Origin of the sequence: Myxococcus sp. CA056 (assembly GCF_013336715.1) — a bacterium.
In the GTDB taxonomy this organism is placed as follows: Bacteria; Myxococcota; Myxococcia; order Myxococcales; family Myxococcaceae; genus Myxococcus; species Myxococcus llanfairpwllgwyngyllgogerychwyrndrobwllllantysiliogogogochensis.
The window spans coordinates 1-15,787 of sequence record NZ_JABUMT010000012.1 but is presented as its reverse complement, the minus strand read 5'-3'; the positions used below and the strand labels follow the sequence as shown (position 1 = coordinate 15,787).

Here is a 15,787-nt window from a genome sequence, read left to right as displayed (position 1 = left end):
GGCGCTACCGGGCCCCGCCCTCATCCACAAGGGGCACCTCCAGGTCCGACCTGGGTCGCGCCTCGTCCTCTTCCCGCTCACCACCGCCGAGGCCCAGGGTGAGACCGACGACGAGCGTGGCGTGGAAGACGTGAATCGCCTGCGACTCGCTCGGGGGCGGCAGGCCCGTCAGCGCGAGCAGGTCGGAGAAGCGCCGCGTCGTCTGACGGCCCCACGCCAGGTCCGTGCCCACGGTGACGCGCGAGTGCCGCACGGGGAAGTAGACGCCGGTGGCCACGTGGTACAGGTCGCTCGTCCCCAGCAGCGTGCTGGTGTTGGGCAGGTCGATGGCGGCGCTGAAGTCCGTGTGGACGCTCAGGTAGACGCGCAGCTTGTCGCCTACGCGGTGCTCCGCCCCCAACGCCGCGTTGACCACCGGCTCCAGGCCATAAAAGACGTCGCTGCTCAGCACGCGCTCGGGGCCCTCCACGGGGATGGGGTCGCTGTCGAGGATGCGGAACACCGGCACGCGCGCGAAGACCTCCACCGCCGCGTGCAAGGTGGTGCCGCCAAGCACCCGACTGCCGCCGAGCCCCACGGACAGCGGACTGCGAAAGCGCGCGGGCGTGCCTGGTTGGAAGTTGGAGACCCGCGCGGGCCCCTCCAGGGGCAGGCCCTGCTGACTCAGCGCGCGCTCGAGCCCGACCTCACCCGTGCCGTAGATGCCGAGGCTGGGCGTCGTCACCGTCAGGCCCATCGCCCATCGCTCCTCCTGGTAGCTCACGCCGATTTTCGCCAGCAGGCGCAGGTGCTGGAGTCGATAGGTGCGGCTCACCGTCGCGAGCAGCTCGCGCCCGTCAGCGCCCGACCCCTGGGAGATGGCCAGGAAGTCCGCGTGCTGCTGCCGGCCCGCGAGGAACGGGGTGATGCCCACGCCCAGGGACTTGCTCAGCGGATACGCCCAGCTCACGCCGGCCCACAGCTCCTTCACGCCGTGCTCCAGCCGCACGTCGGAGGACAACTGCGAGAGGCCTTGAACTCCGACGAGGTCGGTGCCGGTGAAGTCCTCCCGCCGCGTCAGCAGCGTCTCGAAGCCCTGCCGGGTGAGGAGCGCATAACCCATGCGCGCGCGGCCCAGCCCGTGGAAGCGCAGCGGGCCCGCGATGAAGGCGGGCAGCGCGTCGAAGCGCGAAGTCGTCAGGTCCTTCCCCGGCCCCAGGCCGTTGACGAGCGACAGGCGTGAGAACTCGAAGACGCTGCCCGTCAGCTCCAGCTCCAGCGTGCCCACCAGCACGAGGGCGCCGGGGTTGTAATAGACGGCGCTGATGTCCGCGGGGTCTCCGAGCAGCGCGCCGCCAAGCAGCCACGCCCGGTTGCCGAACTGACGCGTCCAGTAGTGCGCATCCTGGGCCCACGCGCTCCCCGCGACGAGCCAGGCCACGAGCAGCAGCCATCCGCGCCACGGCGTCCTCATCAGCCCTTGTCCCGGTCCACCCCCGAAGGGGGGCAAGGGGCGCGAGCATGAGGTCCACACCCCGTCCGTCCCATGCGACTCCAGTCGCAACCCCGTGTCGTCCAGCCCCCTTCACCCTGGGGCCGTGCAATCGAATGCCGGCTCGGACGATAAGAGGGCCATGAAGACTTCTGGACGACCTGGCACCGCGCTTCCCAGGGCCTTCGCGCTCGCCGCCCTGCTCGTGGCGACCTCCGCCTCCGCGTCCATCATCCGAGGCGTGGGCTACCGCGAGCTCGCCATGAAGGACCCGGTGAACGGCGGGCCCCTACGGGGCGTGGTGCTCTATCCCTCCACGCAAGCCTCCAAGCCCTTCCCGGTGGACCTACTTCAGCTCGACGCGGGCAAGGACCTGCCGCCCATCCCCGGACGACATCCGCTGGTGCTCATCTCGCACGGCCACATGGGCACGCGCTGGGGACACAGCGACCTGGCCTCGGCGCTCGCGCGCAAGGGCTTCGTCGTCGCGTCACTGGACCACGCGGGCAACACGCACAACGACGGCGCCCGCTCGGGCACGGACGAGGTGTTCCTGGGACGCGCGTGGCAGGTGCGCACGCTCCTGGACTCGGTGCTCACGGACGCGGTGATGGGCCCGCTCGTGGACCCATCGCGCGTGGGCGCCATGGGCTTCTCGCTGGGCGGCTACACCGTGCTCCTGCTCGGGGGCGCGTCACCGGACTTCGGCAAGCTTGGGCCCTATTGCGAAGACGCCGCGCACGCCAGGAGTGTCCTGTGCACCGAGATGAAGGCGGTGCGCGCGGTCCGCCCCGAGCTGCGCGGCGGCACGCGGGAGCCTCGCATCCGCTCCCTCTTCGTCATGGCGCCCGTGGGCGTCTTCTTCGACGAGGCCGGACTCAAGGACGTGAAGGTGCCCGTCCGGTTGTACGCGGCGGAGCAGGACGAGGTGCTCGACGGGGTCGCCCAGGCCCTCCGCGTTCGCGACGCGCTGCCCCAGCAGCCCGAGTACACACAGGTGCCCAAGGCCGGGCACTTCGTGTTCCTCGCGCCGTGCCGGGCGGAGATGGCGAAGCACACCCCGGAGATTTGCGTGGACCCTCCGGGGGTGGACCGCGTGAAGCTGCACCGCGAACTCAGCCAGGACGCCGTGCGCTTCTTCAGTCGCACGCTCACGCCCCCCGCGAAGTCGCCGTGACTCAGCTTCCCTTCTTCGCCGCGGGAGCGCGGCCCTTGCGCGCGCCACCTCGCGCCGCGGGGGTCTCCGGCATGGGGCCGGTGTTCGGAGAGGTGGCCTCGCCCTCGGTCGCCTTCGTCCGGCGCTTGATGCGCCGCGGCGGCAGCAGCTCCGGCTCTCCCGGCACCTTCTGCGCGAGGAAGATGGCGGCGTCGAGCTTGTAGAACGTCCTCGCCCGGTACCACGCCAGCGCGGCCTCGTTGTTCTCCGCCACCTCCAGCACCAGGTGGGTACAGCCGCGCGTGCGGGCCAGATGCTGGAGCTGATCCAACATGAAGCTGCCCACTCCGCGCCCCTGGTATTCCGGGTGCACCGCGAGTTCCTCCACGAAGAGGGGCCGCATGCCGCGCTTCTCGAACCAGCGGGGGTTCACCCAGTTGTCGTCGCCCGTGGCCTCGAAGGCGCACTCGGAATAGCCGACGATTTCGCCGTCGACCTCATAGAGCAGCTGCTCTATCCACTCGGAGGTGTAGACCTCCATGAAGCGGCGCTTGGAGCGGGGGCGCTGGTATTCCACCGTCTCGCGGTTGACGTCGCGGAAGACGAGCTTGAGGAACTCCCAGGTCCGGTTGAGGTCCCGGCGATGGATGCGGCGGACGCGGACCTCGAGCAAGTCCTTGGGGGGCGCGACTTTCGTCATACAGGCTGCTTCCTTAGCAGGCTGGCGGAAAGCCACCAGGGGTTCTCACCGCTCAAGACAGCCTCCGTCCGGAATCCCGCCTCGGAAAGGTTGCCTCATGGTGGGGTGGGAGGATGGAATGGGGTGGAACACCCCTGAGAATCCCGTGCGAGCCACAGCCCCATGAATCGACCGTCCGACGGTGACCTTTCCATCGATACGGTCCTGCGCAACACCTACAAGGTCCTGTCCATCCTGGGGCGCGGAGGAATGGGCTCGGTGTACCTGGCCCAGCACCTGCGCCTTCCGGGCAAACAGGTCGCGGTGAAGGTGCTGCGCGGTGGAGACCACCTCACCGCCGAAATCTTCGCGCGCTTCCGTCGCGAGGCGGAGATCGCCTCCCGGCTGGGCCACCCCAACATCGTCGAGGTGCTCGACTACGACACGCTGGAGGACGGCACGCCGTTCCTGGTGCTGGAGTTCCTGCGCGGAGAGAGCCTCCAGTCGCGGCTTGAGCGCGGGCGACTGCCGCTGCACGACGTCTACTCCTTCACTCGGCAGATGGGCTCCGCGCTCCAGGCCGCGCACGGGGCGGGCATCGTCCACCGGGACTTGAAGCCCGCCAACGTCTTCCTCGTGCCCACCGACTCCGGAGGCGTGGTGGGCGAGCGGCTCAAGCTGCTCGACTTCGGCATCTCCAAGGTCCTCGACTCCAGCACGGTGCAGACGCAGGAGGCGATGCTCATCGGCACGCCGCAGTACATGTCACCCGAGCAGGCCCAGGGAAGGAACCGCGAGATTGACGCCCGCACGGACATCTTCGCGATGGGCTGCATCGTCTACGAGATGATGACGGGCACGCCCGCCTTCGGCGCGGGGGGCATCGCGCAGATGATCTTCCGCGTCGTCTACGAACCGGCGGCCCCGCTCGCCCCGCTGTGTCCGGAGGCCCCCGCCCACTCCATCGCCGCCGTGGACAGGGCCCTGTCCAAGCGCATCGAGGACCGCTACCCGGACGTCGCCTCCTTCGTGGAGGAGCTCACCGGCAGCCCCCTGCACACGCTCAGCCCGGCCGCGGGCTCCCACGCCTCGCAGCCCCGTCCCAGCGGCTCGCCGTCCGGCATCGCCCTGCCCTCCGAGGGCCCGCCCTCGCTGTCCAACACGATGGCGCCTGGCAGCGTCCGCAAGGGCCCCGACACGGGCCGCATGGGCTTCGAGGACACGATGGCGCCGGGCAGCTCCGGGAGCAGGGGCGTCGTCCAGCCCGCCGCGCCCGCGGGAGCCTTCGCCTCGGGAGGCACCGGGCAGATGGGGGTCGTCCTGGCCTCGGCGCCGGCGGGGGCCTTCGCCTCTGGCGGCACCGGGCAGATGGGCATCGTCCATGCCTCGGCGCCTCAGGCCGCGCCCTTGATGGACCCTCCTGGGTTGGACCCCACGCTCATCTCCCAGCAGGCGCCGTCTGTGCCGCCGCCCGTCGCGCCCCAGAGCTACCTCACCCCGTCCCCCACCGTGCAGCCCGGCGCCGTGCAGCCCACGAGCGCCGCCGTGGTCCACTCCGTGGCCGCGCAGTCCTCGCCGGCGCCAAAGAGCCGTGCGCCGGTGGCCGCGCTCATCGTCGCCGCGCTCGTCGCCGTGGCCGGAGGCGGCTGGTGGTTGACCCGGCCCCAGGTGCCCACGCCGACCGGAGGCACCACGCCTCCGCCAGTGCAGCCCGTCGCCACGGGCACCCAGGCCGCCACCCCGCCCGTCGTCGCCACGGGCACCCAGGGCACCACCGGAACGCAGGGCGCCACGGGCACCCCGGTGGCCCCTCCGCCCAACGGGACGCAGACGGGCACGCCGACGCCGCAAAACCCTCCTCCGGACGACCCGGCCGGTGTGGCGACGAAGAATCCGCCCCCCTCCACGCGTCCTTCCACCCGACCCGAGCCTTCCGAAAAGCTGTCTGACGAGCTGCGGCAGCTTTTGGCGGATGGGGAGCGTGCTTTAAACGGGGGAGACACCGCGGAGGCCATTCGTCTGGCACGAAGCAGCCAGCGGAGGGAACCCAAGGTCATCCCACTGGCGTCCTACTCGCTGCTCACCCGGGCCTTCTGCCGTCAGGGAGATTTGAGCAACGCCAAGGCCCAATGGCCCAAGGTCTCCCGGCCGGAGCAGCCCCGGGTCCGGAAGTTTTGCAAGCAGCACGACATCGAGTTCTGACACATGGCGCCGTCCGGATGGGACGGGCCCCTGCCTCATGAGGTGAATCGCTTGAGAAACCTGGTCGCGGTATTCGTCACCACGCTGTTGCTGGGGGCTACCTCCAGCCTCGCGGCGGCCCCCGTCGAGGCCGGCAAGGTCTATTCCGGCGCCGAGGGAGAGGAAGTGGCCGTCGTCCCCCTCACCCCGCGCTCGTCCAAGAAGTTCATCCTGCGCGTGCAGGGCACGGGCTCCGATATCGACGGCAAGGTGCTGCCCTTCGAGCTCAAGGACTGGAGCACCAACAGCAGCGAGCAGCACAACTACACCACCCAGTGGCGCGGCCGGGGCTACACGGTGCTGTACATGCGCAACTCGAACTACGAGCTGTACGTGCCGGGACGCGGCAAGGAGATTCGCGTCTCCTTCGACGAGAAGCGCACCAAGGCCCTCAAGTCCGAGGAGGTCTACAAGCAGCACCAGAAGCAGCAGGAGGACGGCACGCTGGAGAAGCTGATGGCGTTCGACCGCAAGGGCGAGATGGCGCGCCACGACAAGGACTACGGCGCCGTGCTCCAGGACATGAACAAGTCCTGCGGCACCTCCGTGGCGGCGAACATCGACTGGAGCACCATCACCGACGACCAGCTCAAGGAGCTGAGCATCAGCGGCTACTGCGAGCCCTCGCTCAGCGTCCTGAAGGAGCTGTGTGACGTCTCCAACGTCGCGAAGCAGACCGTGAAGGAGAAGGTGAAGCAGGTGAGCTGCCGCCTGGGGGCGAGCCTGGAGCCGAAGTTCGACGCCCAGCGCCTCATCTGGACCACCTCGAAGGACGCCTCCAATCAGGAGACGTTCGCCAAGAAGTTCTACAAGACGAACCTTTAGTCCAAGAGACCCTGCGATGAACTTCCAGCGTATCGCCGCCGTGGCGGTGTCCTTCGCCTGTAGCGCGTCCCTGGCATCCGAGACCCTCCAGCCCCCCTGGGGCAAGGAGGAGAACCTGGGCCAGAAGATGATCATGGAGTCCACTTCCATCTGCACCGATGGCAAGGGGCACTACGTCGTCGTGGCTCCCGAGGAGGAGCGCGGCGGAGACCAGCTCTACTACGGTGACGGGAAGACCTTCTTCCTGGTGCCGTCCCTGCCGTTCACCTCCGGGACGAGCTTCCTGGAGCCCCGCTTCTTCAACAAGTCGGCCAACCCCAGCTTCCGTGGCCAGGACTGGCGCGTGGTCTCCGAGGTGGAGCTGGACCGCAAGGCGAAGACGTGCGCCGTGCGGTGCGGCGAGAAGAACATTCCCCTCAACCTCATGGAGGCGGTCCCAGGCGCGGAAATCCTGCGCAAGGCCGCCTACGCCCCCAACCCGCAGCAGTTCGCGCCGTACGCGCTCCTGCGCGACACGAAGGGCAACTACTACTTCGTGGACAAGGGCGCGCGCACCACGGACCAGAAGAACTACCGCGTCTTCATCGGCCCGCGTGGCGCGCTCAAGCCGCAGAAGATGACCAACGTCATCTCCGACTCGGAAGGCGAAATCTTCTCCACCAAGAAGGGCGACCTCCGGCTGGTGCTGGACAAGGCGAAGACGTCCGTCTGGATTGAGAACACGAAGAAGTCGCTCGAGCTGCGCCAGGTGCCCGTCGAGGAGAACCTGCCGCTCATCTACAACGACCTGGGTGTGTACGAGGGCATTCGCCTGGGCACCCCCTGCGACGACCAGTAACCGCTGAACGTGCCCCGGGGGCTGGATTCGCTCCCAGCTTCCCGGGGACACACGGCGCGGGTCGAGGAGCCGACGTCCGTCCTCCCCGAGGAACCGTGGCGAGGTCCCGGGTGCGTCGTTAGGTTGCCGGCCCCGAACCGGAGGCTGGCCCATGCGTCCCGAGGAAACCCGATTCCTTCAGCAGTCCATCGAAGCGGCACGCCGTGCCAGGGCGCGCGGGGACCAGCCCTTCGGCGCGGTGCTGGTGGACGCCCAGGGACAGGTGCTGCTGGAGGGCGAGAACACGGTGGCGACGCAGCGGGACTGCACGGGCCACGCGGAGTCCAACCTGATGCGGGACGCCACGAAGCGCTTCACGCCGGAGGTCCTCGCGGGTTGCACGATGTACGCGAGCACGGAGCCGTGTGCCATGTGCGCGGGCGCCATCTTCTGGGGTGGCGTGCGCCGGGTGGTGTTCTCCCTGTCGTCCGCGGAGTTCGCGAAGCTGGTGGGCACATCCCGAGGCGGGCTCGCCATGTCGTGCCGGGAGGTCTTCGAGCGGGGCAGCAGCCCCACCGAGGTGGAGGGCCCCATCCCCCTGAAGGAAGCGCGCGACGTCCACGCGGGCGCCTGGGACTGACTCGGGGCCCGTGCCGAACTTGCGCGGTCCGCGCGGTTGCGGGAGCCTGACGCAGCCGCCGTGAACCTGCCCCGCTACTTCATCCCCCACGCCGCCACGCCGCCGGAGCCCGTCCAGTCGGACGCCTCCGAAATCGCGCACGTGGTGGACGCCTTCCGACTGGACTCGAACCACGCCCTGGAGCCGGAGTGGCTGGTGGGCCTGGACGCGCTGGGCGGGGTACACGTCGTTCCCGCGAGCGAGCGAGGCCGCCTGCCCGCTACCGCGCTCGCGCAGCTCACCCACCACGAAGTCGCCTCCGGACGCACGCCTCGGCGTATCGCCGCGTCGGAGCTGTTCTTCTTCTCCGTGGAGCTCGTCGAGCACCCCGCCGACGCCGAGGGCTTCAACGACCCCGTGTACCTCTACGGGCACCTGTCCGGCCCGTGGCCGGGCACGTCACCGCAGCGCGTGCCGGGGCAGCTCACGGTGACTCGGGGAGACGTGCTCGCGGGGCTGACGCAGGGCGCGGCCGACGCGTTCCACTACGCGCAGACGATGGAGAGCGCCACCGCGCCGCGCGGCTACGTGGCGCTCCTGCCGGGAGACCGACCGGACGTCATCGCCCAGGGCCAGGGGCTGGTGCTCGCATGGCCCTCGGTGCCTCCGGAGCTCCAGATGGGCAATGCCTCCAACGGCCCCATGGTGGCGCGGATGCTTCACGATGTGCTCACCCAGCTTCAGGAAGATGCCGGAGCGAATCGTGGACCGGAGGCGCTGGCCCGGATGGAGCTGCCCGTGCCCAGCCGCGCCATGGCCATCGCCGAGTTGGAGCTGCGCGGCTACGAGGTGAAGGGTGACGTGGCCATCCTGCGCCGTCAGCACCCGGGGCTGCTCACGCGCATGGCGGAGTGGCTGCGCGCGGAGAAGGTGAAGATTCCGCCGGAGGCCGCGACACCCGCGTTCCTGGAGCTGGCCCGTCAGGCCCTGGCCGCGCTGCCAGGCTGGCCCACGGAAGCGGAGCGCGCGCTTCGCTCACGGATCCGCGCGGGAGGTGGCTCGCCCCCGGTGTCGGCGCCGCGAGTGACGAGCCCCGTGCCCCAGCGTCCCCTGCCCCCGCGCGCGCCGCCCAAGCCTCCGCGCCCGAGCGACTGGATGCAGGACTTCCTGAACGCGCACGCGGCGGCGCATCCGGAGGCGGCGAAGCCTCGACTCACGCGGGCGAAGCCAGCGGCGCCTCCGCCTGCCGCGAAGCCGGGCACGCCCTCCTGGATGGAGGACTTTGGAGCGAAGCCACGCCCGGCGGCTCCCTCTCCTGGCACTCGGCGTGAGCCGTCCGCCCCCTCGGCGTCCGTGCCCTCGAAGAAGCCCGACTGGATGTCCGACTTCGAGGACTGAGGGCGCCTCGCGCGAGGGCGTGGAACCCCGCCGGAAGGTGATAGCCTCGGCCCCCAACCTGGCAGGGGGAACGATGGGTCACGAGAAGCCGGTCGAGCCGTTTTCGGATCTTCACGTCGAGGAGGGGAAGGTACGTGCGGTGTTGCTGCACGACCCCACCGTCGAGGGCCTGGACGTCGCCATCTACATGGACGCGTCCGGCAGCATGCAGGAGGAGTACAAGTACGAACGTCCCAACCGCTCCTTCCTGGAGTGGCTGCGCGGCGCGCCCCTGAAGGACCCCGCCAATCAGGTGGAGCCGCAGGTGCAGTGGATGCTGGAGTACCTGGCCACCAAGGACCGCAACGGCATGCTCCGCGTCGCCTACTGGGCCAGCGGCGCTTCCGGCAAGGACGTCGAGGTGGTGGGCGAGCTCAAGGGCGTGGACGTCAAGCAGTACAGGTTCCCCGGCGCGAAGAAGCTGGGCAGCCACACCTTCCTGGCTCCGGCGCTGAAGGACTACGTGCGCTACCTCAAGGAGCAGGTGCCGCAGGGCGCTCGCCGAGGCTGCGCGGTCATCGTCACCGACGGACAGCTGCATGACGCCGACGAGGTGGAGGCGTTCTCCGCGAAGGTGGCGAAGGATATCGCAGCGGGACGGCTGCCTCGGCTGAACTTCGTGCTCGTTGGCGTGGGTGACGCCATCGACGAGGAGCAGCTCGAGAAGATTGCCCACATGGAGTACCCGGGCGTGGGGCACCTGTGGTGCCACCGCATCGCGAAGGAAATCAACCAGGTCGCCGAGCTGGTGGCGGTGCTGGTGGACGAGAACATGACGGTGGCCGCCGGTGGCACCATCTACGACGACAAGGGCAAGGTGCTGAAGACGTACGAGGGCCGCCTGCCCGCGGTGCTGGAGTTCGACGTGCCCGAGGGAGCGGAGAGCTTCACCCTGGAGGTGAACGGCCAGCGCTTCACCCAGCCGCTGCCGGACGAGGACCACCACGAGGAAGACGAGGACCATCACTGATGGCTGGCCACGAAGTCATCGTGCGTCCGTTCTCGGACGTGCATCGGATGGGGAACAAGGTGGTGGCCACGCTGCTGCATGACCCCACGGTGGAGGGGCTGGACGTGGCCCTCTACATGGACGGCTCGGCGAGCATGGAGGACGAGTACGGTCCTCGCGGTGTGCTGGCCAAGCTGGCGCCGGTGAAGAATCTGGTCGAGCCGCAGATGCGGTGGATGCTGGAGTACCTGGCCAGCAAGGACCGCGACGGGCAGGTGCGCGTGGCGTACTGGGCCACCGGGGATGGCAGCCAGTTGGAGGAAGTGGGGCTGCTGTCGGCGGTGCAGGCCAAGGACTTCCGCTTCCCGGGGCCGAGGGCCTACGGCAAGGCCACGGTGATGTTGCCGGTGCTGCGCGACTTCGTGGCGCACATGAAGCAGCAGGTGCAGACGGGCGCGCGGCGCGGGCTGGCGGTCATCATCACCGACTCGCAGTTGTCGGACGGCAACGACGTGCGGGCCTATGCCACGCAGGTGGCGAAGGAAATCGCGGCGGGCCGGCTGCCTCGGATGAGCTTCGTCTTCGTCGGCGTGGGCGACCAGGTGGACGAGGAGCAGATGGAGGAGATCTCCCACGAGACGTATCCGGGCGTGGGCCACCTGTGGTGCCACCGCATCGCCGACCGCATGGAGGAGATGGCGGAGCTGGTGGCGGTGCTGGTGGACGAGACGATGACGGTGGCTGCTGGTGGCACCGTCTACGACGAGCAGGGCAAGACGCTGAAGTCGTACGAGGGTCGGCTCCCCGCGGTGCTGGAGTTCGACGTTCCTCCGGAGTGCAAGGCGTTCACCCTGGAGGTCGCGGGGCAGCGCTTCACGCAGCCGATTCCCGAGGAGCACGAGGACGAGGACCACCACGAGGAGGAGGCCGAGCCCGTGCGTGCTCCGACTCCCGCCCCCGCCCCTGCCCGCAAGCACGGCGGACACCGCCACTAGGTTTCAGCTTCAGGAAGAAGACGCCATGTCCGAGCAGAAGAAGACCGATGCCCAGGCCGACCACGTCCACGGACCGGACTGCAAGCATGACCACGGACATGGCCACGGGCCGTCCCTCGCGGCGGTGAAGCCGGCCGCCGCGAAGCCCGTGCTGAAGGGATTGAAGATCATCGGCCCCAAGCGCGAGGAGAAGCACGTCCACGGGCCGGGGTGCACGCATGACCACGCCGCGCACGGTGGAGACGCGCATCAGCACGGGCGTGACGCTGCGCACGGTGCCGATGCGCATCAGCACGGCCCCGACTGCAAGCACGACCACGCGCACGGTGGCGATGCGCATCAGCACGGGCATGACCATGCCCACGGTGGCGACGCGCATCAGCACGGTCCAGGGTGCTCACACGACCACGGTCAGGCCGCCGCGCATGAGCACGGAGCCGGGTGCGACCACGACCACGGCGACCACGGGCATCACCATCACCACCCGAAGCCGAAGCGCGTCCGCCCACCGGGCTACCGCTCGGCGGAGGGCGGAGGAGTCGCTCTCCAGCTTGACCTGGAGGACGCGCTACCGGGCGAGACGGATGACGCGGGCCGCTTCCAGAAGTTGGAAGCCGCGCTCGAGGCGCACCACGGCGTCATCGACGTGCACCTGCGCCGGGACCAGGGCTACGCGGAGGTCTGTCTCCACTACAACCCCGGGCTGGTGAACGCGGCGGCGCTGCTCGCGACGGTGAAGCGCACGGGTGAGCAGGTCGCGAAGCGGTACAAGAGCCACACGTGGTTCGTGCGAGGGATGAGCTCAGCCGACTCGGCGACGGCCATCGAGCACGGGCTCGGCAAGCTCCCGGGCGTGCTGTCCGCGAACGTGGCGTATGCCAGTGAGCGACTCGTCGTGGAGTACGACAGCGAGGACATCTCGCTGAAGGGCATCGAGACCGGAGCGAAGAAGCTCGGCTACACGCTGGAGGTGCCGAGCCATGGCCATGCGTGTTCGCACCATGCGCACGGAGGCGGCCTGGCGCCGCTCCTGGAGATGCCGCTGGTGGTGGCCTCAGGGGTACTGCTCGTCGCGGGGTGGCTGCTGGAGCGCTTCGCGCCCGTGCCCGCATTGGTACCCACCATCGTGTGGGCGCTGTCCATCCTGAGTGGAGGGTTCTTCGCCATCCGGGGTTCGGTGAAGTCGCTGCTCCAACTGCGCATCGACATCGAGACGATGATGGTGGTGGCCGCGCTGGGAGCGGCGGTGCTGGGCTCCTGGTTCGAGGGAGCCTTCCTCCTCTTCCTGTTCAGCGCGGGTCACGCGCTGGAGCACAGGGCCATGGACCGTGCGAGGCGATCCATCGAGTCGCTCGGTGCGCTGCGTCCCGAGGTGGCCCGGGTGCGCCGGGGTGGCGAGCTGGTGGAAGTGCCCGTCGCGCAGGTGCTCCGTGGCGACCGCGTCGTCGTCCGTCCGGGAGACCGCGTTCCGCTCGACGGCATCATCCGAGAGGGAAAGAGTTCGCTGGAGCAGGCCGCCATCACTGGCGAGTCCATGCCTGTCCCGAAGAAGCCGGGCGACGAGGTGTTCTCCGGAACGGTCAACTGCGAGGCGTTGCTGGAGGTGGAAGTCACCCGGCTCTCCTCGGAGTCGGTGCTCGCGCGAGTGGTGGACATGGTGGCCGAGGCCGAGGCCCAGAAGGGTCCTAACCAGCGCTTCGCGCAGCGACTGGAGCGCACGTTCGCCCCGTTGGTGATGATTGGCGCGGTGGTGTTCCCGGTGGTGCTCGTGCTGATGGGGATGCCGCTGAAGGAGGCGATTCTGCGCGCGGTGTCACTGCTCGTCGCCGCGTCTCCGTGTGCGCTGGCCATCTCCACGCCGTCAGCCGTGTTGTCCGCGGTGGCGGCGGCGGCGCGAGGTGGAGTGCTCATCAAGGGCGGCATCTACCTGGAGCTGCTCGGGAAGGTGAATGCAATGGCCTTCGACAAGACTGGCACGCTCACGGTGGGCAAGCCGAAGCTGCTCAGCACTGCGCCGGTGCAGGGCGTGACGGACGAGGAGCTGCTCGGGACGGCGGCGGCAGTGGAAGCGCTCTCGGCGCATCCGTTGGCGCACGCTGTGGTGGAGGCCGCGTCCGCGAGGGGCATCCAGGCCCCGGCCGGAAGCGACATGGAAGCCATCCACGGCAAGGGCCTGCGCGCGAAGGTGGGTGACGCGCTGGTGGACGTGGGCAGCCTGGCGTTGTTCGAAGGAGACACTGTTCCCGCCGACATCAAGGCGCAGGTCGACCGGCTGGAAGAGGCGGGACAGACGACGATGGTGGTGCGCAAGGCGGGGCGCTACCTCGGAGTGCTCGGCGTGGCTGATACGGTGCGCGCGGGAGCGCGGCATGTCATCGAGACGCTCAAGCAGCAGGGCATCACCCGGACGGTGATGCTGTCTGGAGACAATGCGCGGGTGGCGAAGTCCATCGCCGCGCAGGTGGGGCTCGACGAAGCACGAGCGCCGATGATGCCCGCTGACAAGGTGACAGCCGTGCGTGAGATGGGGCGTCAGGGCTCGGTAGCCATGGTGGGCGACGGAGTCAACGACGCGCCCGCGCTGGCGGCTGCGGCGGTGGGCGTGGCAATGGGTGGGGCGGGCTCGGATGCTGCGCTGGAGACGGCGGATGTGGTGCTGATGAGCGACGACCTGTCCCGTCTGCCCTTCGTGTTGGGACTCGCGCGTCAGGCCACGGCGGTGATGAAGCAGAACCTGGTCATCGCGCTGGGCATCAGCGCGATACTCATCATCGCAACTCTCTTCGGCCTGACGCAGATCAGCCACGCGGTGGTGTTGCACGAAGGAAGCACGCTGCTCGTCGTCGCCAACGGCCTTCGGTTGCTCGCCGTCAGGCCCAAGGTGATGGGCTCAACGCCCTTGCCTTCGATGGGCATCCAGCCCGCCGCCCGGTGAGCCGAAGGAGGCTGGACTCTCTCCAGCCTCCTCCGTTCACGACTGCAGTGCCTGAATGCGAGCAGCAGAACTCCGGTGATACGGAGCAACAGGCGCCACATCCACTACTGAGAGCACCTGCAAGGCTTCTTGTTCCTCAGGTACTCAAGGTACTCGTCGCCAGTCTTGCGGTGCAGGCGGACGAAGTGCGCGTCGCCACGTACACCCGGCGCACAACGGGCCTCTACGGCGCTCACGGAGAGCACCTGTCCCAGCACCGTGCGGATCTGCGTCGCCGCATCTGCGGCTAACGCCGAGATCAGTTGAGTGGAGTTGAAAGAAGGAGAGATATTGGCGGAACCAAGCGGCGAGTTTCGGTAGAGGGATGTTCGCTCGCAACTGCGGCACTGCCCGGCCCAGGTCTTCGAAGGTGCGAGGGGCAAGCTTGCGCAGTTGTCGGTGCAGGTCAGCCCACCACAGCTCGATCGGGTTGAAGTGAGAACTGTAGCATCCGGCGTCTTAGCCACTAGTACCTCGGCACAGAGGTTTTGAAGGGTTCAGGCCGCAGCGGCCACTGCTGCTTGGGCCTGGGGGTATGCTCGCCCGAGCTTGGTGCGGGCGGTGTCTATAGTGAAGCGCCAGCGGACGCGGGCGCCCTCCTTGTTGCGCATCCTCTCCCATCGGGCCACCTCCCGTTTCAAGGTGAGCTTGTTGCCAATTCGCCTGTCCAGGCATTGGCGGGTGAGCACGCTGATTTCAATCTCCACCATGTTCAGCCAGCTGGCGTGCTTGGGGACGAAGTGGAACTCCAGCTTCTTCAGAATCCTCCGGGCCTCCTGGGGCGGGAAAGCTTCATAGAGGGCGCCAGGGCTGTGCGTGGAGAGGTTGTCGAGCACCACGCGGATGGTTTCCGCCTCCGGGTAGTGCACGTCCACCAGGGCACGCATCTGCAGCGCGAAGTCCTTGGCGGTCCGCTGGTCCGTGACTTCTACGTGGCGCCAGGCGCGGTGCACGTCCAGAAGGACGAAGAGGTTCACCGTCCCATTGCGCTGGTACTCGTAGTCGTAACGGCGGGGCGTGCCGGGCATGGCCGGCAAGGGCGTGCGGACTTCTCCAATCAGCTGGTTGGGAGTCTCATCGAAGCAGACCACCGGCCTCTCGGCGTCTGGTGGCTCGGCGTAGAGTTCCAGCACGTCCTCCATTCGGGCGACGTACTCGGCGTCCACTTTCGGGATGCACCACATGCGTTGCTGCCAGGGCTTGAGTTCGTTCTCCTCCAGCCGTCGGCGGACTGTTTCCCGCGAGAGGTCTTCGTGCTCGGTCAGCCGCACCAGTTCATCGCCCCCTGTGTCAGGGAAGATGTCGCCTCGGCTGACGTGCCGAGCTGACGACGCCCTGGGGGCGAGCGCAGGCGGTTGAAGTGCCGTACACAGACGCATTCAAGGCGCAGATGGTGAAGCGGATGATGGGCCCGAGCGCGGTGAATGCCTCGACGCTGGCCCGGCAGGTAGGAGTGTCCCAACCGACGTTGTCGCAGTGGTTGCGCGCGGCGAATAGTACGACCTGGTCACTTCAAGAATGCGTGAGGGTGGGCGAAGTGTTCCCCCTGCATGACGCCGAAGCAGTTGAAGCGACTGGAGGGAGAGCTGGCGAGCTTCCTTGAGTCGATGTTCTCGGGCCTGGG

General features: G+C 68.6%; 12 protein-coding genes and 1 pseudogene. 10 read left to right on the top strand and 3 right to left on the bottom strand.

The genetic code is table 11. The annotated features are described in order from the left end of the window. Positions 1-4: 4 nt before the first annotated feature. Positions 5-1,453 (bottom strand): hypothetical protein, encoded by a 1,449-nt coding sequence (locus tag HUA76_RS33570; RefSeq protein ID WP_174457663.1) that lies wholly within the window; start codon positions 1,451-1,453, stop codon positions 5-7. A gap of 160 nt (positions 1,454-1,613) precedes the next feature. Between HUA76_RS33570 and HUA76_RS33565 the strand changes: the two genes are divergently transcribed. Next, a complete protein-coding gene (locus HUA76_RS33565; RefSeq protein ID WP_174463145.1) occupies positions 1,614-2,648 on the top strand; it encodes a hypothetical protein in 1,035 nt (344 codons plus the stop codon). A 1-nt stretch (position 2,649) separates the two neighbouring features. Here HUA76_RS33565 and HUA76_RS33560 read toward each other — a convergent pair whose 3' ends face one another. Continuing rightward, on the bottom strand, positions 2,650-3,327 hold the full coding sequence (locus tag HUA76_RS33560) for a GNAT family N-acetyltransferase (RefSeq protein ID WP_174463144.1): 678 nt from the start codon (positions 3,325-3,327) through the stop codon (positions 2,650-2,652). A 162-nt stretch (positions 3,328-3,489) separates the two neighbouring features. On the opposite strand from HUA76_RS33560, the gene HUA76_RS33555 reads away from it, so the two are divergent. From HUA76_RS33555 to HUA76_RS33520, 8 genes are all read left to right on the top strand, one after another. Beyond that, positions 3,490-5,508 carry a serine/threonine-protein kinase gene (locus HUA76_RS33555; RefSeq protein WP_174463143.1) on the top strand — a complete coding sequence of 673 codons (2,019 nt, stop codon included), beginning with the start codon at positions 3,490-3,492 and terminating at the stop codon, positions 5,506-5,508. A 42-nt stretch (positions 5,509-5,550) separates the two neighbouring features. Beyond that, the gene (locus HUA76_RS33550) at positions 5,551-6,372 is read left to right on the top strand and encodes a hypothetical protein (protein WP_371817339.1); all 822 of its coding nucleotides are present in this window, start codon (positions 5,551-5,553) and stop codon (positions 6,370-6,372) included. Positions 6,373-6,388: 16 nt separating this feature from the next. Beyond that, on the top strand, positions 6,389-7,210 hold the full coding sequence (locus HUA76_RS33545) for a hypothetical protein (RefSeq protein ID WP_174457668.1): 822 nt from the start codon (positions 6,389-6,391) through the stop codon (positions 7,208-7,210). 151 nt (positions 7,211-7,361) lie between these two features. Next, complete coding sequence (locus tag HUA76_RS33540) at positions 7,362-7,829, top strand: nucleoside deaminase (protein ID WP_174463142.1); 468 nt, start codon at positions 7,362-7,364, stop codon at positions 7,827-7,829. 60 nt (positions 7,830-7,889) lie between these two features. Beyond that, positions 7,890-9,206 (top strand): hypothetical protein, encoded by a 1,317-nt coding sequence (locus HUA76_RS33535; RefSeq protein WP_174463141.1) that lies wholly within the window; start codon positions 7,890-7,892, stop codon positions 9,204-9,206. A 73-nt stretch (positions 9,207-9,279) separates the two neighbouring features. Continuing rightward, positions 9,280-10,215 carry a vWA domain-containing protein gene (locus HUA76_RS33530; RefSeq protein ID WP_174457671.1) on the top strand — a complete coding sequence of 312 codons (936 nt, stop codon included), beginning with the start codon at positions 9,280-9,282 and terminating at the stop codon, positions 10,213-10,215. Next, the gene (locus HUA76_RS33525; RefSeq protein ID WP_174457672.1) at positions 10,215-11,189 is read left to right on the top strand and encodes a vWA domain-containing protein; all 975 of its coding nucleotides are present in this window, start codon (positions 10,215-10,217) and stop codon (positions 11,187-11,189) included. Before HUA76_RS33530 ends, HUA76_RS33525 begins: the two co-directional genes overlap by 1 nt. Positions 11,190-11,214: 25 nt before the next feature. Then, positions 11,215-14,124 (top strand): heavy metal translocating P-type ATPase, encoded by a 2,910-nt coding sequence (locus HUA76_RS33520; protein WP_174463140.1) that lies wholly within the window; start codon positions 11,215-11,217, stop codon positions 14,122-14,124. Between the two features lie 536 nt (positions 14,125-14,660). Here the strand turns inward: HUA76_RS33520 and HUA76_RS33515 are convergent. Then, positions 14,661-15,440: pseudogene (locus tag HUA76_RS33515) on the bottom strand (IS630 family transposase); the annotation flags it as partial. Between the two features lie 83 nt (positions 15,441-15,523). Here HUA76_RS33515 and HUA76_RS46575 point away from each other — a divergent pair. Beyond that, positions 15,524-15,766: a transposase gene (locus HUA76_RS46575; protein ID WP_371823551.1), complete on the top strand. Its 243-nt coding sequence runs from the start codon at positions 15,524-15,526 to the stop codon at positions 15,764-15,766. The last annotated feature ends 21 nt before the right edge of the window (positions 15,767-15,787 follow it).

Excerpts from the sequence above, each read along its gene's own strand:
- HUA76_RS33540 (WP_174463142.1), top strand. The coding sequence starts at position 7,362 with ATGCGTCCCGAGGAAACCCGATTCCTTCAGCAGTCCATCGAAGCGGCA.
- HUA76_RS33545 (WP_174457668.1), top strand. The coding sequence starts at position 6,389 with ATGAACTTCCAGCGTATCGCCGCCGTGGCGGTGTCCTTCGCCTGTAGC.
- HUA76_RS33555 (WP_174463143.1), top strand. The coding sequence starts at position 3,490 with ATGAATCGACCGTCCGACGGTGACCTTTCCATCGATACGGTCCTGCGC.
- HUA76_RS33520 (WP_174463140.1), top strand. The coding sequence starts at position 11,215 with ATGTCCGAGCAGAAGAAGACCGATGCCCAGGCCGACCACGTCCACGGA.
- HUA76_RS33530 (WP_174457671.1), top strand. The coding sequence starts at position 9,280 with ATGGGTCACGAGAAGCCGGTCGAGCCGTTTTCGGATCTTCACGTCGAG.
- HUA76_RS33525 (WP_174457672.1), top strand. The coding sequence starts at position 10,215 with ATGGCTGGCCACGAAGTCATCGTGCGTCCGTTCTCGGACGTGCATCGG.
- HUA76_RS33565 (WP_174463145.1), top strand. The coding sequence starts at position 1,614 with ATGAAGACTTCTGGACGACCTGGCACCGCGCTTCCCAGGGCCTTCGCG.
- HUA76_RS33560 (WP_174463144.1), bottom strand. The coding sequence starts at position 3,327 with ATGACGAAAGTCGCGCCCCCCAAGGACTTGCTCGAGGTCCGCGTCCGC.
- HUA76_RS33570 (WP_174457663.1), bottom strand. The coding sequence starts at position 1,453 with ATGAGGACGCCGTGGCGCGGATGGCTGCTGCTCGTGGCCTGGCTCGTC.